The sequence below is a fragment of the Promicromonospora sp. NPDC057138 genome, assembly GCF_042670845.1.
Classification (GTDB): Bacteria; Actinomycetota; Actinomycetes; order Actinomycetales; family Cellulomonadaceae; genus Promicromonospora.
In genome coordinates this window covers 45836-71858 of record NZ_JBHUUX010000020.1, presented here as the reverse complement: position 1 = coordinate 71858, position 26023 = coordinate 45836, and the positions used below count along the sequence as shown (strand labels likewise).

The following is a 26023-nucleotide window of genomic DNA, read 5'->3' as shown; positions in this document are numbered from 1 at the left end:
GACCAACAGAGCGCGGGTCAGTTTCGGGTGAAGGTCGCGCTGTCCGTCGTCCACGCGCGGGCCTGGTCGCTCAGCGTGACGCCGAGGCCCGGGCGGTCCGGGACGAGCATGCGGCCGTCCTTCGTCTCCAGCCGCTCGTTGAACAGCGGGTCGAGCCAGTCGAAGTGCTCCACCCACGGCTCGCGCGGGTAGGTGGCGGCCAGGTGCAGGTGGATCTCCATCGCGAAGTGCGGCGCGAGGTCCAGCCCGGCCTGGTCGGCGAGCGTGAGCAGGCGCAGGAACTGCGTGATGCCGCCGACGCGCGGGGCGTCCGGCTGGATGATGTCGCACGCGCGGGTCGCGATGAGGCGCTCGTGCTCGGCCACCGACGCGAGCATCTCGCCCGTGGCGATCGGGGTGTCCAGCGCGGCGGCCAGCGCCGCGTGGCCCTCGGCGTCGTACGCGTCCAGCGGCTCCTCGATCCACACCAGGTCGAACTCCTCCAGCCGCCGGCCCATGCGCAGGGCGGCGCCGCGGTCCCACTGCTGGTTGGCGTCGACCATGAGCGGCACGTCGGGGCCGATGTGCTCCCGGACGGCGGCGACGCGCGCGAGGTCGCGGGCGCCGTCGGGCAGGCCGACCTTGATCTTGATGCCGCCGATGCCCTCGGCGATCGACCGGCTCGCGCGCTCCTTCACCTCGTCGATGCTCGCGTTCAGGAAACCACCGGAGGTGTTGTACGTGCGCACGGAGTCGCGGTGCGCGCCGAGCAGCTTCGCCAGCGGCAGGCCCGCGCGCTTGGCCTTGAGGTCGTACAGGGCGATGTCGATGGCGGCCAGCGCCTGGGTCGCCACCCCCGAGCGGCCCACCGACGCGCCCGCCCACAGTAGCTTCGTATACAGCTTGGCGATGTCGTTCGGGTCCTCGCCGACGGCGGTCTGCGCCACCTCCTTCGCGTGCGCGTACTGGGCGGGGCCGCCGGCGCGCTTGGAGTAGGAGAAGCCGAGGCCCTCGAACCCCTGCTCGGTGGTGATCTCCGCGAACAGGAAGACGACCTCGGTCATGGGTTTCTGGCGGCCGGTGAAGACCTTGGCGTCGGAGATGGCCGTGGCCAGCGGGAGCGTGGCTGTCGAGAGCCGCACGGTCCGGATGGCGTCGGGCTGGTAGGCGGGCTGGTGGGGCATGGCGCTCCTTTGCGACGGGTCGATCTGCCCATCATACAAGTGACGAACCTGTATGACGAATATCGATGACACCCTGAGCCCATGACCACCCATCTCGTCGTCGGCGCAGGTCCCGTCGGTGCCGCCCTCGCGTCCCGGCTCTCGCAGGCCGGCCGCACTGTCCGAGTCGTGACCCGATCCGGCGGCGGACCCGAGCTTCCCCGCGTCCAGCGGATCACCCTCGACGCGACCGACGCCAGGGCGCTCGCGGACGCCGCCCGCGGCGTCGGCGTGCTGTACAACTGCGCGAACCCCGGGCCGTACCCGGCGTGGGAGCGCGGGTGGCCGCCGCTGGCGGCGTCAGTGCTGCGCGCGGCCGAGGCGTCGGGCGCGGTGCTCGTCACCCTCGGGAACCTCTACGGCTACGGCCCGGGCCGCGGCGCGATGACGCGGGACCGGCCGCTGGCGCCGTCCGGCACCCTGGGGGAGGTCCGCGCGCGGATGTGGCACGACGCGCTCGCCGCGCACCAGGCCGGGCGCGTGCGCGTCACGGAGGCGCGCGCCTCGGACTACCTCGGGCCGACCGTCCCCGCCTCGCACGGGCTGCTGCCGATGTACGCGGCCGCCACGCTCGCCGGGAAGACGGCGTCCGTCATCGCGGACCCCGACCAGCCCCACACCTGGACCGCCGTCGACGACGTGGTCTCGACCCTCATCGCGCTCGGCGCCGACGACCGGGCCTGGGGCTCGCCGTGGCTGGTGCCGTCGAACCCGCCGGCCACGGTCCGCGAGGTGCTGCGCGAGCTCGGCGCCCGGGCCGGGACCGGCGAGCCGCGGCTGCGGCGCGTGCCGCGGATCGCGCTGCGCGCCGGGGGTCTCGCCGTGCCGATGGTGCGGGAGGCGCTGAGCGTGCTGTACCAGTTCGACCGGCCGTTCGTCGCGGACGCGTCCGCGACCAGCAACGTGCTCGGCGTCCGCCCGACGCCGTGGGCGGACCTGCTGGACGCGACCGCGCCCGCCTGGCGCGCCCGGGCGGCCTAGCGCGGCGGCGTGGCCCGCTCGATCCTGTCCCGGAGGATGTCGAGGGTCTCCGCCGCTTCGTCGCGCACGACGGCGTCGTCGTCGTGCAGGCTCGCGTGTTCCAAGGGGGCCTCGAGCTCGGGCCAGTCCAGGAGCGCGGCGGCCAGCAGGGCGGTTCGCCGCACGATCGGTTCCGGGTCGGCCAGCGCGCGGCGGAGCAGGTCGAGCGCGTCGGCGTCGACCGGCTGATCCTTGTACTGGATTCCCAGCATGCGGAGCGCTTTGATGAGCGCGTCGATGCTTTGCGAACCCGCCTCGGCCAGGGACGCTGCCGTGTGCAGGGGGAGCTCGGCGCGCAAGGACGCGACCGCCCGTTCCCTGTCCGGACCCTCGACCGCTATGTAGTCCACCTTGAAGAGGTCGTCCTCGACCCAGTGGATGCCTGCCTCCAGGTCGGCCGGCACCCAGATCTGTTCGAAGAGCGTGCCGTCCTGCGGTCCGGCGTCGATCAGGGTCCAGCCGTTCCGCGACGCGTGGAGCTCGATCTCCTCGCGCCCGACAGATTCCTGAGGAACCAATCGGATGAGGGCTGTCATGTCGGTGTCTCCCGTCGTCGGCGGTCTTCGTCGTGCTGGGTGGATCATGCCAGCCCGCCGGCCGTTGGCCCCGGTGCTAGCATCGACATATGGCGATGATAGAGGCGAGGGGCGATGCAGTACCGGACGAGACCGCGGCGGCGTTCCTCTTCCACGGGTTCTCGGATCCGTCGCGGCTCGCGATCCTGCGGCACCTGGCGCTCGGTGAGCACCGGGTGGTGGACCTGACCAAGCACCTGGGGCTTGCGCAGTCGACGGTGTCGAAGCACCTGGCCTGCCTGCGGGACTGCGGTCTGGTCGACTCCCGGCCCCAGGGGCGGGCGTCGATGTTCTCGCTGACCCAGCCGGAGGCGACCCTCGCGGTGCTGGAGTCCGCCGAGCGGCTGCTCGGGCTGACCGGCGACGCCGTGGCGCTGCTCAGCCACGATCACGACGGCGATGACGGCGTCGACCACGACCACGACGGCCGCCACGACGGCCGCCACGACCAGGGGAAGGCCGCGATCGATGGCTGATCACCAGCACCACCACGGTTCCCACGGCGTGCCGGGCGGACGGCGTCGCCTCGCGGTCGCGTTCGGGATCACGGCGGCGGTCTTCGTGGCCCAAGCGGTGGGCGCCCTGCTCACCGGGAGCCTCGCGCTCCTGGTCGACACCGCGCACATGCTCACCGACGTGGGCGGCCTCGCCATCGCGCTGGGCGCCGCGTCGCTCGCGCTGCGGCCGCCGTCGCCTCGCCGGACCTGGGGCTTCCGGCGTGCCGAGGTCCTGGCCGCGCTGGCCCAGGCCGCCGTGCTGCTCGCCGTCGGCGTCTACGCGCTGGTCGAGGGCGTGAGCCGCCTGGCCGGCTCGGCCGAAGCGCCAGGGCCTGGCCTGCTGGTCTTCGGCATCGTCGGCTTGGTGGGCAACGTGGTAGCGCTGCTCGTGCTCGCGGGCGGCAGGTCGGCGTCGCTCAACCTGCGGGCCGCCTTCCTGGAGGTGGCGAACGACGCGCTCGGGTCGGTCGCGGTCATCGTGGCCGCCGTGGTGATCGCGACCACCGGGTGGCAGCGGGCCGACGCCGTCGCCGGGCTCGTCATCGCCGTGCTGATCCTGCCCCGGGCGGTCAGGCTCCTGATCGACTCGGCGAACGTGCTGCTGGAGTCCACGCCGTCCGGCATCGACCTGGACCAGGTCCGGGCCCGGCTGCTGGAGGTGGAGAACGTCGAGTCGGTGCACGACCTGCACGCGTCGCTGGTGGCGACTGGCCTGCCGACCATCAGCGCGCACGTCGTGGTGCGGGACGCCTGCTTCCGCGACGGGCACGCGCCGCCCGTCCTCGACGCCCTGCAGCGGTGCGTCGCGACGCAGTTCGACGTGCCGGTGGAGCACTCGACCTTCCAGCTCGAGCCTGCTGAGCACGCGAGGCACGAGGCGCCGACGCACGCGTAAGAGCACCGGAGTCGGGGCCCCGGTCGTCGGTCGGCAGAGGGCCGCTCAGCAGGCCGGGCCGCCGGCGTCGGCGCAGACGCGCTCGACCAGGTAGCGCCAGCCCGCCTCGAAGCGCTCCGTGCGCGCCGTGCCGTCCGGCCCGTGGTCGTCGAAGGGCTGGAGCAGGAGCGGGCCCTGCAGCGCGGAGGTGAGCTGGGCGGCGAGCAGGTCGATGTCGGCGCACGGCAGCTCGAGCTCCCGCAGCAGGATCCGGATGTGGATCTCGGACATCGGCGGCCGACGGCGGCCCTGCTGGCGACCGTCGATCGCCGCCCGGGCGATCTCCTGGTTCTGGGCGAGGAAGCGGATGCGGGCGGAGCCGTAGGCGATGAGGCGGTCCAGCGGCGGCGCCCCGGGGCCGAGCGGCGGCGGTCCGGTGAGGATCTCCTGCTGGAGGGCGCGCTCGCTGTCGTCCAGCAGGGCCTGGAAGATCCCGGCCCGGTTCCCGAACCGCCGGAACACCGTGCCCTTGCCGAGCCCGGAGCGCTCCGCCAGCCGGTCCATCGTGAGGCAGTCGGGGCCGCCGTCGGCGAGGAGCTCGCGCGCGGTGGCGAGCAGCACCTGCCGGTTGCGGGCCGCGTCGGCCCGCTCGGGCTGTGGCGCGCCCCACATCAGCGGTGTGCTCATTCTCGGATGCTATCGGGATCCGGGGTAAGCGGGGTAAAGTCCGGTTAGGTCGATCGAGACGGTCGACGCTGTCGACACGGATGTGTGAGGACGACATGGCAGACATGAACACGGGCATCATCGAGGCGTTCCGCGCCAAGGCGGGCGTGCTGGGCGACGACGTCGCGGGCGGGCACTTCACCGGCAAGCGCCTGGTGCTGCTGCACCACGTCGGTCGCGTCAGCGGCAAGGAGTACGTGACGCCGCTCGTGGCCGCCTCCGACGGCGACGCCTACGTCATCTGCGGCTCGCTCGGCGGCGCGCCGAAGGACCCGGCCTGGGTGGCGAACGTCGAGGAGGGCCCCGGCGAGGCCACGATCGAGCTCGGCGACAAGACGCTCCGCGTGAGCGCCACAGTGGTGCGCCCGACGTCGCCCGAGTGGGAGCGGCTCTACGGTATCTGGGCCGAGTACTGGCCGGCGGCCAGGGAGTACGAGACCCACACCGACCGTCAGTTCCCGGTCATCCGCCTCGTGCCCCAATCCTGATCAGCCAAGCGAGCGGACGAAGTCCCGTACGCGCGCCGCCATCTCGGCGGGCATCTCGGCGACCGTGAAGACGCCGTCGCCGGGCTGGCCATTGCGGTCCTGATCCTGCCGCGGGCGGTCCGGCTCCTGGCCGACGCCGCCAGCGTGCTGGAGCACTCGACCTCCAGCTTGAGCCCGCCGAACGTGCCCGGCACGAGGCGCCGACGCACGCCTGACTCCGTCGTCGGCGGATGGTATCCGAGCCGACCCCGAGGGGGTAATGTCCGGTTTCGTCGGCCGGACCGGCCGACGGAGGCAAGAGGAGGACGAGATGGCTGACATGAACACCGACATCATCGAGGCGTTCCGCACGAACGCGGGCGTGCTGGGCGCTGACGTCGCGGGCGGGTACTTCGACGGCAAGCGCCTGGTGCTGCTGCACCACGTCGGACGGGTCAGCGCCAAGGAGTACGTGACGCCGCTCGTGGCCGCGTCCGACGGCGACGCCTACGTCCTCTGCGGCTCGGCCGCAGGGGCGCCCAAGGACCCGGCCTGGGTGGCGAACGTCGAGGACGGTCCGGGCGAGACCACCATCGAGGTCGGCGACCAGACCGTGCGCGCCACCACCACGGTAGTGCGACCGACGTCGCCCGAGTGGGAGCGGCTCTACGGCATCTGGGCCGAGTACTGGCCGGCCGCCCGGGAGTACGAGACCCACACCGACCGTCAGTTCCCGGTCATCCGGCTCGAGCCCCAGGCCTAACCACCGCCTGAGCCCGCGGTCACCGACCGGACGAACTCGCGCACGCGCGCCGCCATCTCCTCTGGCACCTCCGCGACCGTAAAGTGCCCGCCCTCCTCCAGGCGGTCGAACACCCGCAGGTCGAGATAGTGGTGGCGCGCGAGCGACTCGGGGTACGCCGCCTCGTGCCGCTGGATGAAGACGGCGGCGGGCACCGTCGTCGGCGGGATCGGGCCGGGCTGGTCGGCGCCCTCGTAGTACGGGCGGAACGACGACCCGATCGTCTGTGTCGCCCAGTAGATCGTCGCCTCCGTGAGGATGCGGTCCCGCGAGATGCGCCGCTCCACCGCCCGCGGGTCGCCGGGCGGCGTGTCGCTCCATTCGACGAGCTTCTCCGTGAGCCATGCGAGCAGGCCGGCGGGGGAGTCGTTGAGCGCGGCCGCCAGCGTGTCGGGCCTGGTGGCCTGCACGTGGCCGTAGGCGCCGTCGGTCCGGTGCCGCGCGGCGATGTCGTCGAAGAACTCGGTGACCTCCGGGTCGCCGAGCGCGGCCCGCTCCTCGGCGGTCGGGAAGTGCGCGTGGGTCGCGACGATCCCGGCCACGTGGTCCGGGTAGCGGGCGGCGATGAGGTCGCTCACGTTCGCCGTGACGTCCTCGCCGTACGTGAAGTACCGCTCGTAGCCGAGCGCCTCGGTCATGAGCGAGTGCATCGTGGCGGCCAGCCGCGTCTCCGACATCTCGCCGTTCGCATACGTCGGGGAGAACGCGAACCCCGGAAGGCTGGCGACGACGACGTCGAAGTCCGGAAGCAGGTCGGCGAAGTCGAGCTGCAGCGCGAACGTGTGGGGCCAGCCGTGCATCACGAGCAGGGCCGGAGCGTCCGGTAGGTCCGACCGCAGGTGCGCGAAGTGCACTGCGTCCTCGCCGACCTCGGCGATGAACTGCGGATGCTCGTTCAGCCCGGCCTCGCGCGCCCGCCAGTCCCAGCCGATCCACTCGTCGACGAGCTCGCGCAGGTACGCGGCGCTCATGCCCGACGCCGGACGCCGGGGCGAGTCGTCCGGGATCCTGCTGCGCGCGAGGCGGTCCCGCAGGTCGATGAGGACCTGGTCGGGGACGTGGATCGTGAAGGGCCGTGGCTCGCTAGCGGGCTCGCTCATGAGGAAGACGCTATGCCGAGCCACTGACAACGCCACGCCGAGCCCGTCGGCGACCTCGGCGTCACAGCCGTCGAGGTCGCCGACGACCACCCCCGTCAGCGCAGCGGGGTGAACCGGAGCGTGATCGTGCGGGCTTCCGGCCGCAGGATGTGGTCGGGCCATACATCAGGCCCGCAGGCCCGCGAGCCCAGGCCGTTCTGGGCGGCGTCGATCCACAGGTAGACGTGGTCCGAGGCCGGCAGCTCGTGCGGGTGCCCGGCGGCAGTCACCTGCTCGGCCGTGTGCCGTCGCAGCGTGAATCCGGGACGACGCCTCAGCAGGTCCGGCGCCGCCTCGATCCGCAGCCAGGGGCTGCCCCCCTCGAACAGCACGAGCTCACGCAGCCCGCTGCGGTGCCCGCTCTCCTGCGGGCGGGCGTAGTCGACGGTGAGGTCGTGGACGTGGGATTCGAACCGGCCGACGAGGGCGGACTGCGAGCTGTCGGGGTACGACTCCCGCTCGCCCGCGCCGAACCAGGCCGCGCGGTCGACCGAACCGGGCAGCGCGAACCGCACGCCGAGTCGCGGCCAGTGGATCCGCCAGCCTTCGGTGGGCACCAGGTCGACCCGGAGCACCTCCGCGTCTCCCGTGGTGGTCCACCGCTCCTCTGCCAGCAGCGCCTGCTTGGAGTCGGCAGCGGCGTAGCGCAGACGGCGGTGCCTGCCGCCGTCGTCGACCGCCTCGGTGCGGGCCGTGAGCCGTTGCAGCCCCGCGTCGGTCCAGACGTCCCGGGACGACGGCGCGGCGATCCCGTGCCCGAGGTCCGCCCACGGATCGGCCAGGTCGTAGCTGCCGAAGCCGCTGCCCTTGTCGTTGTCGGTGGGAGCCCGCCAGAGCTCCGCGCGCGGTCCGGAGACGGGGAGCCCAGCGAGGACGCTCAGCCGGCCGTCCTCGAAGGACGCCGCTCCCGTACCGGGGGAGGTCTGCGCCGCGGAGCCGCCGCTCCGTGCCCAGGCGGGAACGGTCGCCGGCCGGGAGAGCTCGAGCTGAGCGGCCGCGACCACGTGCCCGGCCTTGGCCCACACCGTGTCGGTGGCGAGCACGGCCTCGACCGTCAGCCAGGTCTCGGCTCCGTCGTCCGCCGGCCGGCCGGGCCGCGTCACGCGGGTCGTGGAGCCGGCCGCGAGCGGTTCGCCGAGGTCCAGGACGCCGCCGTCGGCGTGGTGCCCGTCGTGCGACACCGACCAGCGCAGCTCGAGGTCGCCCAGGTCGGCGGAGTGGCGACGGTTCTCGACCACGATCGCGTCCGTCTTGTCCGTCCCGCTGTCGTCGAAGGAGATTCCCACCGGCGCCACGACGTGCTTCCACTCGTACAGGCCCGGCGTGGGGGTGTCGTCGGAGAGCACCATGCCGTCCATCACGAAGTTCCCGTCGTGCACGACCTCCCCGAAGTCGCCGCCGTAGGCGAAGAACTCGGTGCCGTCGGCGGTGCGGGTGCGCAGACCGTGGTCGCGCCACTCCCACACGAAGCCGCCGTGCAGGCGGGGGTACTCGCGCACCAGGTCCTCGTACTGGTCGATCGCGCCCGGTCCGTTGCCCATCGCGTGGACGTACTCGCAGAGCAGGAACGGCTTCGTGCGCTGACGGGCCGACTCGGCGGCGGTGCAGCCCTGCAGAACCGCACGGTCGTTGTCGCGCCCGATGGAGCGAGTCTCGGCGATGGAGGAGTACATCCGCGAGTACACGTCCGTGTAGGCGCCGGTGTAGTCCCCCTCGTAGTGCACGGGGCGCTCGGGGTCGCGGGCGTGCACCCATGCGGCCATGGCTGCGAGGTTCGCGCCGCGGCCCGACTCGTTGCCGAGCGACCACATCACGATGCTCGGGTGGTTCTTGTCCCGCTCGACGGTGCGCTCGATCCGGTCGAGGTAGGCGTCCCGCCAGCTCGGGTCGTCGCTCGGGTTGTCGCGCCACTCCTCATGGGCCCCGCCGCTGTTCTCGAAGGCGTGCGTCTCGAGGTCGCACTCGAGGATGACCCAGAAGCCGAGCTCGTCGGCGAGATCGAGCAGCCGCGGGTGCGGCGGGTAATGGCTCGTGCGGATCGCGTTGACGTTGAACCGCTTCATCATCGCGAGGTCGGCGCGAGCGAACTCCTCGTCGAAGACGCGGCCGCGGTCGGGATGCGTCTCGTGCCTGTTCATCCCGTGGAAGACGACCCGGCGCCCGTTGACGAGAAAGAGGTCGCCCCTGATCTCGACCGTGCGGAAGCCGATCCGGAGTGCTATCGACTCGGCCGCGTTCGCGACGGTGACGTCGTACAGGCGCGGGACCTCGGCCGACCACGGTTCGACCGAGGGCAGCCGCAGCGGCTGCACCTCGTCGGCGGAGTCCCAGGTCACCGAGAGGCCGAGCTCCTCGATCGTGAGCGTGAGCGGGAAGGACGCGCCGCGCAGCTCTGCCTCGAGGGTTCCGGCTCCGTCGTCGTAGCCGGCGCGCAGCCACACGTCCTCGATCCCGCCGGCGGGGCGGGCCTGCAGCGACACCGAGCGGAAGATCCCCGGCAGCCACCACTGGTCCTGGTCCTCGACGTAGCTCGCGGCCGACCACTGGTGCACGCGCACCACGATCAGGTTCTCGCCCGGGCGTACGAGATCGGTGACGTCGAACTCCTGGGCGAGCCTGCTGCCGCTGCCCACGCCCACGGCGGAGCCGTTGACCCACACCTTGTAACGCGACTCGACGCCGTCGAAGCGCAGCACCACGGCCTCGGCGGCGGACCACGACCCGGGCAGGGAGAAGGTGCGGCGGTAGTCGCCGGTCGGATTCGCGTCGGGCACGAACGGTGGTTCGAGCGGAAACGGCATCTGCACGTTGGTGTAGATCGGCAGGCCGTAGCGGCCGTCCCCCTGCAGCACCCAGTGCGCCGGCACCGGAAGAGTGTCCCAGCCGGAGTCGTCGAAGTCCGGTTCGGCGACGGCCTCGATGCCCTCGCCCTCGGGCAGCACGCCGACCGCGCCGGGCGTCCCGGGAGCCCCAGCCAGCAGGCGGAACCGCCAGTCGCCGTCGAGCGAGAGCGTGGGGGCGTCGGTGCTCAGCCAGGAGCGTGCGGTGCGGCGCAGTCCGAGCCCGGGGCCGGTGTCGGTCAGGTAGGTGGTGGGATGCAACGGATTCCTCCCGAGTGCGGTGGTCGTCCCGGACACACTAGCGGCAGTTCCGAGTGCATACTCGAAAATGCTGGTGTCGTCTGGCAGCAATACGCTGACGGCACCCGCCAAGAGACCACTGAAGGAGACAAGCCGTATGCCGACCGGGCGCAAGCAGACCCCACGTCAGTCGACCGAGCGCACGACGAGCGAGCACAGGCCGGTCGCTCGCCGCGGCGCGGGAGCGAAATCGGCCGAGCGGCGCCGATCCATCGTCGAAGCGGCGCACGCCGTGTTCGCCGAGCGGGGCTACCAGGCTGGCTCCTTCCAGGAGATCGCCGATCGCGTCGGGATGAGCCAGACGGGCCTGCTGCACTACTTTCCGACGAAGAGCGAGCTACTGCTCGCAGTGCTTCATCGCCGCGACGAGATCACCGTCGACGCGGCTCCCGAATCGGAAGGGCTCATCCAGGGCATTGTCGGCCGGGCGCGCGCCAACGAGAGCCTCCCGGGAGTGATCGAGCTGTATTCCGTGCTCTGCGCCGAGTCGACCACCGAGGGACATCCGGCGCGTTCCTATTTCGTCGGCCGGTTCGCCGAGATCCGCACCACCTACGCCGCCGAGCTCCGCGCCCTGCAGGCTGAGGGCCGGGTCCGGCCCGGGGTCGACCCGGAGCGCGCCGCGGCGTCGCTGGTCGGCCTGTGGGACGGGCTCCAGGTGCAGTGGCTGCTCGAACCGGAGCGGATCGACGTCGCCACGTGCTTGCGCGACTACCTCGAGCTGCTGCTCGAGCCGAGCTGACGTTCCCGGGACTACCGTTCCGTTTCCGGCCCAGCACGTCGTCGTGCGGGCGCCAGCCCCTGCGAAAGGAAACTCCCGTGCCAGTACCTCGCCATGCGAGCCGAAACCTCGTGCTGCAGCCCTCGTTCGAGCCGGCCGACGTCAGAGCCCTGGCCGAGGACAGCGGGTGGGACTTCTTCCTGGAGGTCGATGCGGACCCGGAGCGCGGCATCTTCTACGAGGTGCGCTGGGACATCGCGGACGGCGGCACCGTCCACTACATCGTCGACGAGGTGGTGGATGCCTCTTACATGGTGGCGCGGCATGACGACCCGTCGATCGCCGAACAGGTGGCCGATCGCATCGCCGCCGCATTGCCGTTCTGGACACTGGACGAGCTGCTACACGACTTCGATGTGAACGTCTACCCCGCTGGGTGGGCGAAGGCCCTGCTACGCCTGGGCGCTGGGGCGCCGAAGCAGGCCGACGACGAAGTGGTCATGCGGGTCAAGGAGTCCATCGGGCACAGGGACGCGCAGGTCCGTGCGGCCGCCATCTGGGCCATGGTCTACACGGAGTGGCCGGTCTTTCGGGACATCCTCGCGGGCATGGAGACGGACGCCGACCCGGAGGTCGCGGCTGGGGCGGCCTGGGCCGTGGAGGCCTTCGACCGGCTGGCGAGCTCGGCAACCTGAGCGACGTGTCGCCCGGCCCGGCACGGAACGTGAGCACGGCGCCTCCAGGTGGATTCCAGCCCTCGCCAGATCCTCGCCGAGCGCGCACACTCGAAAGCCCCGGCGTGTGGAGGCCCACGATGGACGAACTGGAAGCCAACAAGGCGCTGGTGAGGCGTTTCTATGCCGAGCTCGACGCCGGGAACCTGGGGGCGATGGATGAGTTGGTCTCGTCCGACTTCGTCGATCACGACCCTCCCCCGATTCCGGACCTGCCCGCCGGCAGAGATGGGCTCAAGGCCGCCTTTGAGATCTTCTGGCGATCCACACCTGGCACCCACGAGGTGCTCGACCAAGTGGCCGAGGGAGATCTCGTGGTGACGCGGATTCGTGCGCAAGGTCGCTTTGTCGAGGACATGGGCCCGATCCCGGCGACCGGTGGGGAACTGGACGTCACCGCTACGGCGGTGTACCGCGTCAGTGACGGGATGCTCACTGAACACTGGGGTGAGACCGACTCGTTGACGATGATGCAACAGCTTGGAGTGGTCTCGATGCCCGATCCCCAGGCGGGAGCCTGAGGATCGTCGCGGGGACCGCGACGGCCCCGACCGTGAGTGCCATGGCGGCGGCCGATAGAGTCGGGCGTTCTCGGCCCGGGCGGCGTCGTCCGGACGCCATACCTCACGAGAGGAATCACAATGCCCGTGCCTCGTCATGCGAGCCGAAACCTCCTGCTACGGCCCAGCTTCGAGCCGCCCCAGGTCAGGGCCCTGGCCGAGGACAGCGGGTGGCGCTATGCCGGGCAGATCGACGAAGACCCGGAGCGCGGCATCTTCTTCGAGGCGCGATGGGATACCGCGGACGGCGGGACGGTCCACTACATCGTCGACGACGTGGCGGACGCCGCCTACTTGGTGGCGCGGCATGACGACCCGCTGATCGCCGAACAGGTCGCTGACCGCATCGTCGCTGCGCTGCCGGTCTGGACACCGGAGGCACTGCTGGAAGTCTGCTACGTGAAGGTCTACCCGGCAGGGTGGGCCAAGGCGCTGAAGCAGCTCGGCCTCGGAGCGCCGAAGCAGGCCGACGAGCAGATGGTCGACCACATCAAGTTCTCCAGCGAGCACCAGGACGCGCCGGTCCGCATGGCCGCCGTCTGGGCCATGGTCTACACGGAGTGGCCGGTCTTCCGAGACGTGCTCGCCGGCATGGCCGAGAAGGACCCCGACCCGGAGGTCACGGCCCGGGCGGCCCGGGCCGTGCAGGAGCTCGATCGGGCGGCAAGCTCGGCGAGCTGACGTGTCGGACGCGCAGGTCACCCGGGCGACCTGCACGTCCGACCCGTCAGGCGTCAGGGCGTTACGACGACCCTGACGGTGTCCGCCGGCCCGCGGCGGAACGAGAGCACCGCACCCGTCGTCGGCTCGGTCCAGGACGAGCCCGGCGCGAACGGGGCGTCGTCGAGGCCGTCCGGTGAGCCCGGCGTCGAGTCCACCACCCGCACCGGCCCCTCGCCGGAGGGTACCGACGCGTCGACCGTGTAGACGAGGGCGCCGCTGGCGCCAATGCCGTCGTCGTACCCGGCCGGCTGCCGGTTCTCGACGACGACAGCGCGCGTCTCTGAGAGCCGGTACACCACCATCGCGTCCTCCCATGGCGCCGCCTCACCGGACCCGGCGACCGGGCGCAGCAGCGCGGTGGTGGCCCGCCGGGGATCGGCGCAGACCACCTGCGCGTCGTCGAGCCAGCCGAGCTGCCATCGGTGCCACGCGAAGTACTCCGGGCCGGCGCCCGAGATGAGGCCCATCAGGTCCCAGCCGCCCACAGCCGCGTGCCAGTTGCCCGGGTCGTCCGGCGGCGCCTCGAACAGGTACAGGTCGGGCAGGCCGAGCGTGTGCCCCGACTCGTGGGCCAGCACGAGCCCGCCCCAGCGCCACTGGTCGTAGCCGAACGTGACGGCGTGGGTGAGGTGGCTGCCGTCCGCCGTGACGTCCAGGAAGTTGGTGGTGGGCGAGTAGGTGATGTTCGGCGCCTCCTTCGTCGCGGTCACCCAGACGACGTCGACGTCCGAGAAGTCGAACGCGTCGTCGGCCGCGGCGATCGCGTCGCCGATGTAGCGCACGTGGTCCTCGTAGCTCAGGCCTCGCTCGAACGGGTAGGACGTCGAGGGCTCGGGCATCCGGACCCAGCCGTCCGACGACGTCGTGGTCACGTCGAGCCGCCCGCCCGAGACCCGCTCCAGGTACTCGACGCCCGAGGCCAGGTTCGCCCCCGCCTCGTCGAGCGAGCCCGCGGACGCCGGATGGTCCTCGAAGTCGACGAACAGGAGCGCCGCCTTGAGCGTTCCCGTGGCCGGAAGCGCCTGCTCGTCGGCCGGGAATCCGGAGCCGAGGCCGTCGACCGCGGCGGGGAGCCGGCAGTCGCCGGCGGACGAGGGTTGCGCCGCGACCGACGACGGGACCGTCGAAGCGCTCGCCGGAGCTGCGGCGAGGCCGGCCAGGAGGGTCAGAGCGGCGGCCGCCGCGAGCCGGGTCCTCATGTGAACCTCGCCTCGGCCGCCGTGCGCACCACGCGCTCGCCCTCGGCCGAGGTGAGCAGCCCTGCGGCGACGAAGTCGTCGGCGGTGCGCCCCACGGCGGCGACGAGCGCGCCCTGGTTCGGGAAGCCGCCGTCGTGCCAGACGACGTCGAGGAACGTGGCGCCGTCCTCGCGGGCCACGTTGGCGACGCCGGAGTCGTCGCCGGCGAAGGCGATCGCCGGCTCGTGCCGCTTGACGTACATGTGGTACTTCGTGTGGTCACCGGACCAGGCGGGTTCGAACGCCAGGCCGCGGTGCCGGAAATAACCGTCGCCCGTATCGGCGAACGCGCCGTCGACCGTCCCGTCCAGCGCCATGTGCGGGTACAGGGTCAGCTTGAGGTACTCGGTCGAGGCACTGCGCGCGAGCAGCACCGTCGGCCCCCACTCGATGGACTGGACGCCTGGGTCGTCGATCGTGGGCACCGCCCGGATGCCCAGCGGCATGTCGACGTCGACCACGTCGCCGTCCGACCAGGTGCGCGAGACGGTGACGTACGTGCCCGGGACGGCGTCGAGCCGCTCCAGGCGGCCGTTGACCCGCACGGTGAAGCCCTTGCGCACCCAGCCGGGCACGCGCAGGTGCAGGTCCAGCGTCCCGGAACCGTGCACCGTCAGGCGGGTCGAGCCCACCCGCGGATACTCGGTGCGCTGCACCACCCGCAGCCCGCGCTCCGGCCAGTCGAGCGTCGAGGCGAGGTAGAGGTTGACGTAGAGGGCGTCGGCGTCGGCCGAGCGGAAGTAGATGGAGTCGCGGTACTTGACGTGGTTCTCCAGGCCGGTGCCGCCGCAGCAGGTCCCGATGTTGCCGTACTCGCGGGTGGTGCCGGGGTTGACGCCGAACATGTACGTCACGTCGGGGTCGGTAGCGGACCGGGTGTTCCGCTTGGAGCCGACTATCTGGTTGAGCACGCCGCGCTCGTAGTACTCCATGTACCTCGGGTCGAGCGTGTGGAAGTACAGCAGGCGCGAGACCTTGAGCATGTTGTAGGTGGCGCAGGTCTCGGCGTTGCGCGGGCCGATGTCGCCCGCGACGGTGTCGGGTGGGCCGAACAGCTCGGCCTCGCCGTTGCCGCCGTGCGCGTAGGTGCGGCCCGGCACGACCATGCCCCAGAACCCCGTGACGGCGTCCAGGTAGTGCGTGTCGCCCGTGAGGTCGTACATGTTGAGGTAGCCGGAGAACTGCGGGATGTGCTGGTTGGAGTGCTTGCCGTTCAGCGTGTCGACGCCGTCGGCGCAGGCGTCGATGAGGCCGCGCAGGTCGAACCGGGTGGCCGTGTAGGCGTACCGCTCCTCGCCGGTGATCGTCGTCAGGTCGGCGAGCACCTCGTTCATCCCGCCGTACTCGCCGGCGATGTAGAGGCCCCACATCTTCTGGAGCTGGGCGTCGGGCAGGCCGTCCAGCCGCGAGCCGACCCAGTCGGCCATGGAGCCGGCGATGTCCAGCGCCTGCTGGTTGCCGGTGAGCTGGTAGGCGTCGCGCAGGCCCGCCATGATCTTGTGGCAGGTGTAGTAGGGCGCCCAGATCTCGCCGTAGGGCGCGTACTTCTCGAGCTGGCTGAACTGCCACTCGCCGTAGGCCGCGAGGAAGCCGGGATGCGTGTAGCGCCCGGTCGCCGCGAGCGCCGCCTGCACCTCGCCCAGGCCGGCGACGATCTCGTCGGCCCTGTCCTTGAACGCCGGCTCGCCGGTCGATGCCCAGGCGAGCGCGGTCGCGGACAGGAAGTGCCCGCCCCAGTGCCCGCGCAGCAGGTTCGCGGTCTGGACGCCTGTGCGGCCGGGGTAGTCGTCGGGCCCCCAGGGCTCCTCCTCAGGATGCCCGAAGCCCTCCCAGCCGCCGGGCGCGTCCGCGCCTCGGGTGTCGAGCCCGGCGTTGCGCCGGTAGACGGCGAGCACCCGGTCGACCGGGAACTCGCGCAGGAAGTGCAGCATCTGGTCCTGCGCCCGGGTGGCGACGCTGGGGGACAGCCCGACGTCGGTCAGCGGGAAGGGCCGCACCGCCCAGTGGTCGAGGGCCGCCGCGCGGTCGAGCAGGCGCAGGGGCCGCCTAGGAAGCAGGGCGGCCGACGTCGGCGGGGCGGACGCCGTCGCGGCGCCCGCCAGGGGACCCAGCCCGGCCGAGAGGAGGCCGGCCGCGAGGCCGGTCGCCCCGGCGCGGAGCACCGTGCGTCGTGTGAGGTGCTGGTCGTGCTGGTGCATGAGTGTTCCAACTCCTTCGTTGTCGTGCTCGTGCGGGCTGCCCAGCGAGCTGTCAGACGTACAGGTCACCTGGGTGACCGGTACGTCTGACACGCTGGGGGTCAGTCGGCGGGCGGGAGGACGAGCGTCTGGACCGGCTCCTCGTTGCCCGCCCGGTCGGTGGCGGCGAACTCGATGACCTGCGGCCGGTCGGCGAGCGCCCGGGTGAACGGCTCGCGGAAGGTCGCCCAGAACGTGTCGGGCCCCTTCCACCGGATGCTGTCGACGCCGGAGACGTCGTCGGTGGCCGTCAGGTTGATCTCGACGCCGCGCGCGCCGAGGCGGCGCGCGGTCGCGCTGGTCCGGGGCGGCGTGGTGTCGACGCTGACCTCGCGCACCACGTGGCGCTCGCGGCCGTCCTGGTCGACGGCGCGCGCCGTGACCGTGTGGACGCCGTCGCCCAGGACCAGCGGCTCCGCCGGCGCGGGCGCCCACGGCTCGTCGCCGACGCGGACCTCGACGGTCGGCTCGCCGGCGTCGGCCCGTGCCGTGACGGTGAGCTCGGCCGGGTGGTGGTACCAGCCGGTGACGCTGGGCGCAGCGGCCGCGACCAGCTCGACGCGGGGCGCGGATCCGGCGCGGGCGTCGGCGCGCAGGGCGGCGACGGCCTCCGCGAGGAAGGCGGCCTCGCCGTCCGCGGCCCTGCCGACGCGCGAGCGGACGGCGGCGCCCAGGACCGCCTCCGCCTCGGCGGCGCTGAGCAGCCCGAGCCCCACGAACTCGCCAGTGGTGCGCAGCACCGCCTGGAGGAACTCGGCCCGGGAGGCGAAGCCGCCGTCCGACCAGAGGACGTCGAGGAAGGTGCTGCCGTCCTGGCGCGCGACGTTCGGGACGCCGGAGTCGGCGGCGGCGCCCGGATCCGTCCCGGAACCAGTCGCGGATTCGGCACCAGGATCCGCCTCAGAGCCCGCCCCGGCGAACCCGATGTGTGCATCGGCCCGCCGCAGGTACATGTGGTACCGCGCGTCCGACCCGGACCAGGCCGGCTCCAGCTCCAGGTCGCCCAGCCGCCACGTGCCGCCGTCGGCCCTGGTCAGGGGCGCGTCGAGCGTGCCGTCGAGGCGCCGCCAGGTCGCGGCGGCGAGCGGGAGCCAGGTCGTGGCGGCGCTGCGGGCCAGCAGGACCGTGGGCCCGAGCTCGAGCGTGACGAGCGACGTGTCGTCCGGCGCGGGCACCTCGCGCAGGGTGAGCGGCATGCCGATCTCGACCACGGTGCCGGGGGCCCAGTCGCGCCGGATCGAGACGTACTGTCCGGGGACGGCGTCCACGACCTCGGGCGAACCGTCGACCGTCACGGTGAAGCCGCCGGTGACCCAGCCGGGCACGCGCAGCCGCAGGTCGAGGTCGCCGGTGGCGTCGACCCGCAGGCGGCTCGTGCCCGCAAGGGGGTAGGACGTCTCCTGGACCACGTGCACGTCCTGCTCGGCCCAGTGCAGGGCGGAGGCCACGTAGAGGTTGACCCAGAGGGTGCGGTCGGCGCCCGGCACGGACCGGAAGTAGACCGAGTCCTGGTACTTGACGTGGTTCTCCAGGCCGGTGCCGCCGCAGCAGGTGCCGACGTTGTCGTACTCGCGCAGCGCCCCCGGATGGACGGGGAACATGTACGTCACCTCGGGCGAGTCGTCCGAGGTCACGTCGTGCCGCGAGCCCAGGACCTGGTTGGTGACCGCCCGCTCGTAGTAGTCGGCGTAGCGCGCGTCGCCGGTGCGCTCGAACAGGGCGCGGGCGAGCTTCAGCATGTTGTAGGCCACGCAGGTCTCGGCGTTGCGGTTGCCGATGTCGCGCGCGACGGCGCCCGCCGGCCCCCACAGCTCGTTCTCGCCCGAGCCGCCGTGGGCGAACGTACGGCCGGGCACGAGCATGTCCCAGAGGCTGACGACGGCGTCCCGGTAGCGGGCCTCGCCCGTCAGGTCGCCCAGGGCGAGGTAGCCCAGGAGCGTCGCGGCGTGCTGGTTGGCGTGCATGCCGTCCAGCACGTCCCGGCCGTCGGCGGCGGCGTCGAGCAGCGGGTCCAGGTCGAACAGGCGCGCCGTCTCGACGAACGTCGTGTCCCCGGTGCGGACGGCGAGCTCGCACAGCACCTCGTTCATGCCGCCCGCCTCGCCCGCGATGTACAGGGCCCAGATGTCCCTGCGCTGCCGCGCGGGCAGGACGGAGAGCCGGCCGTGCACCCAGCGACCCATCCGCTCGGCGATCTCCAGCGCGTCCTGCGAGCCCGTGTGCCGGTGCGCGTCGAGCAGGCCCGCCATGATCTTGTGGCAGGTGTAGTACGGCGCCCAGATCTCGCCGTAGAGCGCCTCGCGTTCCAGCCGGGAGAACTGCCACTCGCCATACGCCGCGAGGAACCCGGGATGGCTGTACCGGCCCGACGCCGCCAGCGCCTCCTGGACCTCCCGCAACCCCTCGACCAGGTCGTCGACCTTGGCTTTCAGCTCGCCCCGCAGAGCGGCGTCGCCCGTGCCCGCACAGGCCATCGCCAGCATCGACAGGAAGTGGCCCGCGTAGTGCCCGCGCAGCAGGTTGGCCGTGGGCGCCGCCTCGCGCCCCGGGTAGTCGTCGGGGCCCCAGGGCTCCTCGTCGGCGTGGCCGAAGTCCTCCCAGCCGCCCGGCGGCAGCGCGCCGCGCGTGTCCAGGCCGGCGTTCGCCCGGAAGACGGCGAGCAGCCGGTCGACGGGGTAGGTGCGCGCCAAGTGCAGCATCTGGTCCCGGGCGCGCGTGAAGATCCCGCTCGTGAGCTCGACGGCGGCCAGGGGGAATGGCTCGGCCACGGCCTCAGCCGTCGCGGTGATCGCCGGGGTCGTCGTCCGGGTGGTCGTCACAGGGCGTCACCGATCCGCTCCTTGGTCCAGCGCTCGATGCCCGCGGCGTCGATCGGCAGCGCGTCCGAGAGCACCTCCGCGCCGTCGGGCGTGACCAGCAGGTCGTCCTCCAGCCGGACGCCGATGCCGCGCAGCTCCGGCGGCACCGTCTCGTCGTGCGCGTGGAAGTAGAGCCCCGGCTCGACCGTCATGACCACGCCCGGCTCCAGGGGTGCCGCCTGGTAGGTGGGGTAGTCGGAGTGGGCGCAGTCGTGCACGTCCAGGCCCAGGTGATGGCCGATGCCGCAGACGAGCCAGCGCCGGTGCTGCTGCCCGCCGGGGGACAGCGCCTCGTCGACCGAGACGTCCAGGAGCCCCCAGTCGTGCAGCCCCTGCGCGATGACCTCCATGGAGGCGAAGTGGAAGTCGAGGTACGCGACCCCGGGGCGGATCTGCGCCATGCCCGCGCGGTGCGCCTTCTCGACCAGGTCGTGCACCTGCCGCTGTACCGGGCTGAAGCTGCCCGACGGCGGGATCGTCCGCGTCACGTCCGCCGTGTACAGGGAGTTCGCCTCGACGCCCATGTCCAGCAGCAGCGGCATGTCGGGCAGCACCGGGCCGTCGCACCGCACCCAGTGCAGGGTCGGTGCGTGCGGTCCCGAGCCGACGATCGTCGAGTACCCGACTCCGTTGCCGAACGTGCGGGCGTGCCGGTCGAACGTGCCCTGCAGCCACCGCTCGCCCAGCCCGCCGATCGCGCGCGGCAGCTCGGCCGCCACCGCCTCGAAGCCCGTGACCGTGTGGTCGACGGCCTCGCGGAGCTGGGCGATCTCCCAGTCGTCCTTGATCATGCGCAGGTCGGACAGCGCGCGGGCCAGGTCCTCGGACGGCTTGAGGCCGAACCGGCGCACCAGGTCGTCGTCGACGGATGGCGCGGCAAGCGCACCGTCGAGGCCCACGAGGACGCCGTCGAGCGCCGACAGCGGCTCCACCGCGATGCCCAGCGCGTCGGCCCAGTCGCCCAGGTCCGGCGACGGCCCCACCCACAGCTCGCCGTACGCGGCGCTCCCGAAGAACGCGCTGTCGCCCGGCTTGGCCGGCGGCGGCAGGTAGAGCGTCGCGTCGTGGCCGCCGCCGCCCGCCCGCAGCACCAGGACGCCGTCCTCGGCCTGCACGCCCGTCAGCCACACGAAGTCGCTGTCCGCGCGGAACCCGTACAGCACGTCGCCGTTGCGCAGCGACGCGCGGCCCGCGCCCACCACGACGTCGCTCGCGCCGATCCTTGTCGACAGGCGCTCGCGGTGCGCCGCGGCGGCGGCGGGCGCGCCGGGCGTCATCGGCACGACGACGTCGGGCGCGCCCCAGCCGCGCGCCATATGGGCGTTGAACGCGTCGCTCTCGACGAGCCTGGGGGCGCGGGTCCCCGCGTACGGGGGCCGGCCGGGGGTGGCGGGTGGGGTGGTGTTCGGGTTCGTCATCGAATCTCTCCTCCTCGGTCGCGGACCAGCTCCCGCAGGCGCTCCAGCACCCGCGGGTCGCCGATCCCGTCGTGCTCGTACTCGTTGGTGACCCACGCCTGCGCCGACCCGACCCGCGTGAGCGTGTCGAGCTGCAGCCCGGAGTCGACGAACATGTCGTCGTGGTAGACGATCGCCGCGACCGGCACCTCGTTGGCGGCCAGGCGGTCCAGGTCGTACAGCGGCGACCACTCGGCGCGCGCCGCCAGCTCGTGCACGGCCGGCGCGAACGGCCGCAGCAGCCGGATCTCGTCGAACATCCACGGGAACGCCATCTCGCCCGTGAACAGCAGCGGACGCCGCGCCGGGTCGAACTCCGGACGCCGGTCCCGCTCGGCCTGCGCAGCCCAGCCCGTCGGCCCGCCCGCGCCATGCCCGTAGATCGACTCCTGCAGCGTCCAGAACAGCGGGCCGTCCGCCTGCGCCGTCCGCACCATGGCCTCCTGCAGGAACCCGGCAGACAGCCGCCCTGGCCGTACGAACGCCTTCTCCACGAACCAGTGCATCCGCTCCGTGCCCGGCTTCATGCCCAGGTCGATCCCTATGGACTGGAACCGGCGCACGGTCAGCACGTCGCCGTCCGGCAGCAGGACGTCGCCCCCGGCGAGCCGGTCCGCGATCGCCGCCACCGCCTCGACGTCGGCCGGGTACCGCGCGTAGTACTCGCCCGTCCGGCCCGCCACGCGGGTGAAGGTCCTGCGATACACCTCCGCGGCGGACGGCGGCGTGCCCGGCACCCCGCCCGCGATGTAGCAGGCCCGCAGCGCCTCCGGCGCGAACGACAGGTACGTCAGCGTGATCCAGCCGCCGAAGCTCTGCGCGAGCGTCGTCCACGGCCGCCCGCCGTAGACCTCGCGGCGCACGTCCTCCAGGTCCGCCACGATCGAGTCGGCCCGGTAGCACGCCAGCAGGTCTGCGCCCTCGCACGCGCCCAGGCCCGCCAGCACCTCGCCGTCCAGCGGCGAGCTGCCGCCCGTCCCGCGCTGGTCCACCAGCACCACCCGGTAGTCGCGCAGCGCCACGTCCAGCCAACCGTCCCGGCGCAGCGGCCGCGGGTTCGCCCCGCCCGGACCGCCCTGCAGGTACACCAGCAGCGGCAGGTCCTCCTCCCCGCGCGTCGGGTCCACCAGCTCGCGCACCAGCAGCTCCACCTCGCCCGCCAGCCGGCCCGACCGGTCCAGCGGCACCGCGACACGGCGCTCGCGGACGCCGATGCCCGGCAGCAGGTACGTGGTCCATGGCCCGGCGGCCGTGCTCGTGCCCGTGCCCGTGCTCATGCCCGTGCTCATGCCGTCGCCTCCGCGGTCCGCGCGGCGTTGCGCCGCCGCTCCCGCTCCCACTCGGGGCGGATGCGCGGGACGGCGTCGAGCAGCTTGCGGGTGTACTCGTGCCGCGGCGCGCCGAAGACGGCGTCCCGGTCGCCCTCCTCGACGATCTGCCCCTGCGTCATCACCGCGACCCGGGTGGCGATCTGCCGCACCACCGCCAGGTCGTGCGCGATGAACAGGTACGTCAGCCCCTCCTCGCGCTGCAGGTCGCGCAGCAGGTTGATCACCTGCGCCTGGACCGACACGTCCAGGGCCGAGACCGCCTCGTCGCACACCACGACGCGCGGGCTCACCGCCAGCGCCCGGGCGATCCCGATGCGCTGCGCCTGCCCGCCCGAGAACTGCGCCGGGTACTTCTGCGAGTGGTCCGGGTCGAGCCCGACCCGCTCCATAAGGGAGCGGGTGAAGGCCCGGGCGCCGCCCGGGATGGTCCGCTGCTGGTAGGCCAGGGGCGCCGTGACGATCCGCTCCACGGTGTGCCGCGGATTGAGCGAGGAGAACGGGTCCTGGAAGACGACCTGCACCTCGCTGCGGAACCGGCGCAGCTCGGACCGCCCCAGCGCGGTGACGTCCTCGCCGTCCAGCTCGACGGTGCCCGACGTGACGTCGAGCAGCCGCGCGGCCAGCCGCGCCGTCGTCGACTTGCCCGAACCGGACTCGCCCACCAGGGCGAGCGTTTCGCCCGACCGGAGCTCGAAGCTCACGTCGTCCACGGCCCGGAAGGTCTCCGGGCGGCGCAGGAGTCCTCCGGTCCCCATGATCGGGAACTCCTTGACCAGGTGGGTGGCTCTCAGGAGCGGCTCGCTCATGCCGGACCTCCCTTCTTGAAAACGACACGGTCAGGGGCGGCGGGATCGGGGACAAGAAAGGGGGCTGAGCCCGGCGCCACCGCGCGCAGCTCGCCGATCTCGTCGTCGATGCGCGGCACGGCGTCGAGCAGCGCCTGCGTGTAGGGGTGCTGCGGGCTGGTGAAGATCTGCTCGACGGCGCCCCGCTCGACGCACACGCCGTCCTTCATGACGACGATGTGGTCGGTGATCTCGCTGACGACCGCCAGGTCGTGCGTGATCAGCACGAGGCCCGTGCCGGTCTCGCGCCGGATCTCCTGCAGCAGGTCCAGGATCTGGGCCTGGACCGTGACGTCGAGCGCGGTGGTGGGCTCGTCGGCGATCAGCAGCTCCGGCTCCGTGCTCAGCGCCATCGCGATCATGACGCGCTGGCGCATGCCGCCCGAGAACTGGTGCGGGTAGTGGTTCACGCGCCGCGCGGCGTCCCGGATGTGCACGCGCTCCAGGGCGGCGATCGCGACCTTGTGCGCCGCCCGGCGGGTCACGCCGGGGCGGTGCGCGCGGTAGGCCTCCTCGATCTGGAGCCCGACCGTGTAGTACGGGTTCAGGGAGGAGAGCGGGTCCTGGAACACCATGGCGATCCGGTCGCCGCGCACCCGGCGCAGGTCGGCCTCGGACATGCCGACGAGCTCCCGGCCCCGCAGGCGGACGCTGCCCGTGCGGCGCGCGGCCCGGGGCTGCAGGCCCATGATCGCGAGGCTGGTCATGGACTTCCCGGAGCCGGACTCGCCGACGATGCCGAGCGCCCCGCCAGGCTCGAGGTCGAGGTCGAGCGAGCGGACGGCGTCGAGCGGGCCGCGCGGGGTGGCGAAGGTGACCGTCAGGTCGCGCACCTGAAGGAGCGCGTCCGTGCCGGTCGCCGGGCCGCCGGCGGTCGTGCTGCCGGTGGGGGAGATGGTCGTCATGCGTTCACCCGCACTCTCGGGTCGATGGCGGTGTAGACGACGTCGACCACGAGGTTGCCGACGACGACGAGGAACCCGGCGAGCAGCGTGACGCCCATGATCACCGGCTGGTCGTTGCGGGCTATCGAGTCGGCGGCCATCTTGCCGACGCCGTTGATCCCGAAGACCGTCTCGGTGATGAGCGCCCCGCCGAGCAGGCCGGCGAAGTCCATGCCGAAGATGGTCACGACCGGCGTCAGGGCCGGCCGCAGGGCGTGCCGCCGCCAGATGAGCGACTGCGGCAGGCCCTTGGCGTAGGCGGTCCGCACGTAGTTCTCGCGCAGCACGTCGAGCACGTTAGCGCGGGTCAGCCGCGTGTAGGAGGCCGCGTACCCGACGGCGAGCACGATCCACGGCATGACGAAGTTGAGGAACCACTGCACGGGATCGTCCGCGAAGGCGACGGCCTGGGGGAACGGCAGCCACTGGAGCTGGACCACCAGCACGTACTGCAGCACCAGGGCGAGCACGTAGTTGGGGATCGACATGCTCGTCAGCGTCAGGCCGGTGGTGAACCGGTCCAGGAACGTGCCCTCCTTCACGGCGCTGAGCAGGCCGCCGACCAGCCCGGCGAGCAGCCACAGCACCGCGGCGCCCACGGCGACGGTCGCGGAGACCGGAAGGCGCTGCACGATCATGTCCCACACCGCCTGGCTGGACTGGAACGAGTAGCCCAGGCACGGCGCCGCGCACTCGACTGCGCTCGCGCCCTCGCCGTAGGTGCGGCCCGCGAAGATGCCGACGACGAAGTGGAAGAACTGGGTCCAGAACGGCAGGTCGAGCCCGAGGTTGCCGCGGATCTGGTCGATCAGCTCGGGCGTGCAGTTCTTGCCGCAGATCTGTACCGCCGGGTCCGGCGAGAGCGCGAAGAAGACCAGATAGGTGAACAGGCACACCAGCAGCAGGACCATCAGCCCCGACGCGATGCGGGTGATCAGGAACCGGGGCATTCAGCGACCCTCCTGGGCGTCGACGACGGCGCGCAGGCGGTCACCGAGCACGGTGAACGAGAGCACGAGCAGGAACAGGCACACGCCAGGCACCACGAAGTAGGCGGGGTCGACGGCGTACCACTTCACGGAGGCGGCGATCATCTGCCCCCAGCTCGGTGCGGGCGGCACGACGCCGACGCCGAGGAACGACAGCCCGGCCTCGGTGCCGATGTACCCGGGCACCGCGAGGGTCGACATCACGATGATCGTCGAGCGCAGGTTGGGCAGGATCTCGCGGAACACGATGCGCGTGCCGCTGGCCCCGGCCGCGCGGGCCGCCTCGACGAACTCCCGCTGCGCGAGCGACATCGTCTGCCCGCGCACGATGCGCGCCAGGTACGGCCACCCGAAGACCGAGATCACCACCACGAGCAGCCCCGACCGGTTGCCCGCGGGCAGGGCGGAGAGCACGGCGATCATGAAGATGAGCGCCGGGAAGGCCATGAGGAAGTCCATGATGCGCGAGACCACGAGGTCCACGCGGCCGCCGAAGTAGCCCGCCACGAGCCCGAGGGACACGCCCAGCACGGTGGTCAGCGCCGTCGCCGCCAGCGCGATGCTCATCGAGACCCGCGCGCCGTAGACGATGCGCGCGAAGATGTCGCGCCCGCTGCCCGGCTCGACTCCGAGCCAGTGCTCGGCGCCCATGCCGCCCCACGGGCCGATCGGCATGCCGCCGAGGTTGGGGTCGATGGCGGTCTGGTCGAACTCGTACGGCGTCCAGCCGCTGATCGAGGTGAGCACGGGCGCGAGGATCGCGACGAGCGTGACCAGGACGATGTAGCCGAGGCCGAGCATCGCGCCGACATCGTGGCGCAGTGCCTGCCAGGTACCGCCGGCACCGGCCCGGACGGCGCCGGCGGCCTGAGTGGCCGCCGGCGCCTCCGCGGTGTCGCCGGACCCGGACATGACCGTGAGGCCGGTCTGGGTGGACGTCATGG

The 26023-nt window shown here is 72.4% G+C and carries 24 protein-coding genes; 9 read left to right on the top strand and 15 right to left on the bottom strand.

All coding sequences use genetic code 11. From position 1 onward, the window contains the following. Positions 1-17 precede the first annotated feature (17 nt). Positions 18-1163: a mandelate racemase/muconate lactonizing enzyme family protein gene (locus ACFT2C_RS13615; RefSeq protein WP_377207603.1), complete on the bottom strand. Its 1146-nt coding sequence runs from the start codon at positions 1161-1163 to the stop codon at positions 18-20. A gap of 81 nt (positions 1164-1244) precedes the next feature. Here ACFT2C_RS13615 and ACFT2C_RS13610 point away from each other — a divergent pair, with 81 nt between their 5' ends. Then, a complete protein-coding gene (locus ACFT2C_RS13610) occupies positions 1245-2183 on the top strand; it encodes an NAD-dependent epimerase/dehydratase family protein (RefSeq protein WP_377207602.1) in 939 nt (312 codons plus the stop codon). On the opposite strand, the gene ACFT2C_RS13605 is transcribed toward ACFT2C_RS13610, so the two are convergent. Beyond that, positions 2180-2758 carry a HEAT repeat domain-containing protein gene (locus ACFT2C_RS13605; protein ID WP_377207601.1) on the bottom strand — a complete coding sequence of 193 codons (579 nt, stop codon included), beginning with the start codon at positions 2756-2758 and terminating at the stop codon, positions 2180-2182. The two genes, ACFT2C_RS13610 and ACFT2C_RS13605, sit on opposite strands and share 4 nt — an antisense overlap. Positions 2759-2847: 89 nt before the next feature. Between ACFT2C_RS13605 and ACFT2C_RS13600 the strand changes: the two genes are divergently transcribed. Together ACFT2C_RS13600 and ACFT2C_RS13595 are read left to right on the top strand one after the other, a co-directional pair. Beyond that, positions 2848-3273, top strand: a complete 426-nt coding sequence (locus tag ACFT2C_RS13600; protein WP_377207600.1) for an ArsR/SmtB family transcription factor — start codon at positions 2848-2850, stop codon at positions 3271-3273. Then, positions 3266-4189 (top strand): cation diffusion facilitator family transporter, encoded by a 924-nt coding sequence (locus ACFT2C_RS13595; RefSeq protein WP_377207599.1) that lies wholly within the window; start codon positions 3266-3268, stop codon positions 4187-4189. The genes ACFT2C_RS13600 and ACFT2C_RS13595 overlap by 8 nt, the downstream gene beginning before the upstream one ends. Positions 4190-4234: 45 nt before the next feature. Here ACFT2C_RS13595 and ACFT2C_RS13590 read toward each other — a convergent pair whose 3' ends face one another. Then, a complete protein-coding gene (locus tag ACFT2C_RS13590) occupies positions 4235-4855 on the bottom strand; it encodes a TetR/AcrR family transcriptional regulator (RefSeq protein ID WP_377207598.1) in 621 nt (206 codons plus the stop codon). 95 nt (positions 4856-4950) lie between these two features. On the opposite strand from ACFT2C_RS13590, the gene ACFT2C_RS13585 reads away from it, so the two are divergent. Then, positions 4951-5382: a nitroreductase/quinone reductase family protein gene (locus tag ACFT2C_RS13585; RefSeq protein WP_377207597.1), complete on the top strand. Its 432-nt coding sequence runs from the start codon at positions 4951-4953 to the stop codon at positions 5380-5382. Here the strand turns inward: ACFT2C_RS13585 and ACFT2C_RS13580 are convergent, their stop codons facing one another. Then, complete coding sequence (locus ACFT2C_RS13580) at positions 5383-5538, bottom strand: hypothetical protein (protein ID WP_377207596.1); 156 nt, start codon at positions 5536-5538, stop codon at positions 5383-5385. It lies immediately after the preceding gene. A gap of 154 nt (positions 5539-5692) precedes the next feature. Between ACFT2C_RS13580 and ACFT2C_RS13575 the strand changes: the two genes are divergently transcribed. Then, positions 5693-6124, top strand: a complete 432-nt coding sequence (locus ACFT2C_RS13575) for a nitroreductase/quinone reductase family protein (protein ID WP_377207595.1) — start codon at positions 5693-5695, stop codon at positions 6122-6124. Here the strand turns inward: ACFT2C_RS13575 and ACFT2C_RS13570 are convergent. Both ACFT2C_RS13570 and ACFT2C_RS13565 read right to left on the bottom strand, forming a co-directional pair. After that, positions 6121-7263: an epoxide hydrolase family protein gene (locus ACFT2C_RS13570; protein ID WP_377207594.1), complete on the bottom strand. Its 1143-nt coding sequence runs from the start codon at positions 7261-7263 to the stop codon at positions 6121-6123. The genes ACFT2C_RS13575 and ACFT2C_RS13570 overlap by 4 nt on opposite strands. A 95-nt stretch (positions 7264-7358) precedes the next feature. After that, the gene (locus ACFT2C_RS13565) at positions 7359-10403 is read right to left on the bottom strand and encodes a glycoside hydrolase family 2 TIM barrel-domain containing protein (protein ID WP_377207593.1); all 3045 of its coding nucleotides are present in this window, start codon (positions 10401-10403) and stop codon (positions 7359-7361) included. A 136-nt stretch (positions 10404-10539) separates the two neighbouring features. Here ACFT2C_RS13565 and ACFT2C_RS13560 point away from each other — a divergent pair, with 136 nt between their 5' ends. From ACFT2C_RS13560 to ACFT2C_RS13545, 4 genes are all read left to right on the top strand, one after another. Beyond that, positions 10540-11184 carry a TetR family transcriptional regulator gene (locus ACFT2C_RS13560; RefSeq protein ID WP_377207592.1) on the top strand — a complete coding sequence of 215 codons (645 nt, stop codon included), beginning with the start codon at positions 10540-10542 and terminating at the stop codon, positions 11182-11184. Positions 11185-11261: 77 nt separating this feature from the next. Beyond that, the gene (locus ACFT2C_RS13555) at positions 11262-11858 is read left to right on the top strand and encodes a hypothetical protein (RefSeq protein ID WP_377207591.1); all 597 of its coding nucleotides are present in this window, start codon (positions 11262-11264) and stop codon (positions 11856-11858) included. A 119-nt stretch (positions 11859-11977) separates the two neighbouring features. Continuing rightward, positions 11978-12418 (top strand): ester cyclase, encoded by a 441-nt coding sequence (locus tag ACFT2C_RS13550; protein WP_377207590.1) that lies wholly within the window; start codon positions 11978-11980, stop codon positions 12416-12418. A gap of 120 nt (positions 12419-12538) precedes the next feature. Continuing rightward, positions 12539-13138, top strand: coding sequence for a hypothetical protein (locus ACFT2C_RS13545; protein ID WP_377207589.1), 600 nt, complete (start codon positions 12539-12541; stop codon positions 13136-13138). Between the two features lie 53 nt (positions 13139-13191). Here ACFT2C_RS13545 and ACFT2C_RS13540 read toward each other — a convergent pair whose 3' ends face one another. The 9 genes from ACFT2C_RS13540 to ACFT2C_RS13500 form a co-directional block, all read right to left on the bottom strand. Next, a complete protein-coding gene (locus ACFT2C_RS13540) occupies positions 13192-14379 on the bottom strand; it encodes a M6 family metalloprotease domain-containing protein (protein ID WP_377207588.1) in 1188 nt (395 codons plus the stop codon). Further along, complete coding sequence (locus tag ACFT2C_RS13535) at positions 14376-16616, bottom strand: glycoside hydrolase family 127 protein (protein ID WP_377207587.1); 2241 nt, start codon at positions 16614-16616, stop codon at positions 14376-14378. The genes ACFT2C_RS13540 and ACFT2C_RS13535 overlap by 4 nt, the downstream gene beginning before the upstream one ends. 101 nt (positions 16617-16717) lie before the next feature. Further along, the gene (locus ACFT2C_RS13530; protein WP_377207586.1) at positions 16718-19474 is read right to left on the bottom strand and encodes a glycoside hydrolase family 127 protein; all 2757 of its coding nucleotides are present in this window, start codon (positions 19472-19474) and stop codon (positions 16718-16720) included. Further along, entirely contained in the window at positions 19471-20931 is a 1461-nt protein-coding gene (locus ACFT2C_RS13525) for an aminopeptidase P family protein (protein ID WP_377207585.1), read from the bottom strand. Before ACFT2C_RS13525 ends, ACFT2C_RS13530 begins: the two co-directional genes overlap by 4 nt. Then, positions 20928-22259 (bottom strand): alpha/beta fold hydrolase, encoded by a 1332-nt coding sequence (locus ACFT2C_RS13520; protein WP_377207584.1) that lies wholly within the window; start codon positions 22257-22259, stop codon positions 20928-20930. The genes ACFT2C_RS13525 and ACFT2C_RS13520 overlap by 4 nt, the downstream gene beginning before the upstream one ends. Further along, positions 22256-23107 carry an ATP-binding cassette domain-containing protein gene (locus tag ACFT2C_RS13515; protein ID WP_377207583.1) on the bottom strand — a complete coding sequence of 284 codons (852 nt, stop codon included), beginning with the start codon at positions 23105-23107 and terminating at the stop codon, positions 22256-22258. The genes ACFT2C_RS13520 and ACFT2C_RS13515 overlap by 4 nt, the downstream gene beginning before the upstream one ends. Continuing rightward, positions 23104-24051, bottom strand: a complete 948-nt coding sequence (locus ACFT2C_RS13510) for an ABC transporter ATP-binding protein (protein WP_377207582.1) — start codon at positions 24049-24051, stop codon at positions 23104-23106. The genes ACFT2C_RS13515 and ACFT2C_RS13510 overlap by 4 nt, the downstream gene beginning before the upstream one ends. Continuing rightward, positions 24048-25040, bottom strand: coding sequence for an ABC transporter permease (locus tag ACFT2C_RS13505; RefSeq protein ID WP_377207581.1), 993 nt, complete (start codon positions 25038-25040; stop codon positions 24048-24050). The genes ACFT2C_RS13510 and ACFT2C_RS13505 overlap by 4 nt, the downstream gene beginning before the upstream one ends. Beyond that, the gene (locus ACFT2C_RS13500; protein WP_377207580.1) at positions 25041-26021 is read right to left on the bottom strand and encodes an ABC transporter permease; all 981 of its coding nucleotides are present in this window, start codon (positions 26019-26021) and stop codon (positions 25041-25043) included. Positions 26022-26023 lie beyond the last annotated feature (2 nt).

Coding starts and splice junctions, on each gene's coding strand:
- ACFT2C_RS13545 (WP_377207589.1), top strand. CDS start 12,539: ATGCCCGTGCCTCGTCATGCGAGCCGAAACCTCCTGCTACGGCCCAGC.
- ACFT2C_RS13615 (WP_377207603.1), bottom strand. CDS start 1,163: ATGCCCCACCAGCCCGCCTACCAGCCCGACGCCATCCGGACCGTGCGG.
- ACFT2C_RS13525 (WP_377207585.1), bottom strand. CDS start 20,931: ATGACGAACCCGAACACCACCCCACCCGCCACCCCCGGCCGGCCCCCG.
- ACFT2C_RS13600 (WP_377207600.1), top strand. CDS start 2,848: ATGGCGATGATAGAGGCGAGGGGCGATGCAGTACCGGACGAGACCGCG.
- ACFT2C_RS13560 (WP_377207592.1), top strand. CDS start 10,540: ATGCCGACCGGGCGCAAGCAGACCCCACGTCAGTCGACCGAGCGCACG.
- ACFT2C_RS13520 (WP_377207584.1), bottom strand. CDS start 22,259: ATGAGCACGGGCATGAGCACGGGCACGGGCACGAGCACGGCCGCCGGG.
- ACFT2C_RS13605 (WP_377207601.1), bottom strand. CDS start 2,758: ATGACAGCCCTCATCCGATTGGTTCCTCAGGAATCTGTCGGGCGCGAG.
- ACFT2C_RS13515 (WP_377207583.1), bottom strand. CDS start 23,107: ATGAGCGAGCCGCTCCTGAGAGCCACCCACCTGGTCAAGGAGTTCCCG.
- ACFT2C_RS13550 (WP_377207590.1), top strand. CDS start 11,978: ATGGACGAACTGGAAGCCAACAAGGCGCTGGTGAGGCGTTTCTATGCC.
- ACFT2C_RS13540 (WP_377207588.1), bottom strand. CDS start 14,379: ATGAGGACCCGGCTCGCGGCGGCCGCCGCTCTGACCCTCCTGGCCGGC.
- ACFT2C_RS13595 (WP_377207599.1), top strand. CDS start 3,266: ATGGCTGATCACCAGCACCACCACGGTTCCCACGGCGTGCCGGGCGGA.
- ACFT2C_RS13590 (WP_377207598.1), bottom strand. CDS start 4,855: ATGAGCACACCGCTGATGTGGGGCGCGCCACAGCCCGAGCGGGCCGAC.
- ACFT2C_RS13505 (WP_377207581.1), bottom strand. CDS start 25,040: ATGCCCCGGTTCCTGATCACCCGCATCGCGTCGGGGCTGATGGTCCTG.
- ACFT2C_RS13575 (WP_377207595.1), top strand. CDS start 5,693: ATGGCTGACATGAACACCGACATCATCGAGGCGTTCCGCACGAACGCG.
- ACFT2C_RS13535 (WP_377207587.1), bottom strand. CDS start 16,616: ATGCACCAGCACGACCAGCACCTCACACGACGCACGGTGCTCCGCGCC.
- ACFT2C_RS13500 (WP_377207580.1), bottom strand. CDS start 26,021: ATGACGTCCACCCAGACCGGCCTCACGGTCATGTCCGGGTCCGGCGAC.
- ACFT2C_RS13570 (WP_377207594.1), bottom strand. CDS start 7,263: ATGAGCGAGCCCGCTAGCGAGCCACGGCCCTTCACGATCCACGTCCCC.
- ACFT2C_RS13585 (WP_377207597.1), top strand. CDS start 4,951: ATGGCAGACATGAACACGGGCATCATCGAGGCGTTCCGCGCCAAGGCG.
- ACFT2C_RS13510 (WP_377207582.1), bottom strand. CDS start 24,051: ATGACGACCATCTCCCCCACCGGCAGCACGACCGCCGGCGGCCCGGCG.
- ACFT2C_RS13610 (WP_377207602.1), top strand. CDS start 1,245: ATGACCACCCATCTCGTCGTCGGCGCAGGTCCCGTCGGTGCCGCCCTC.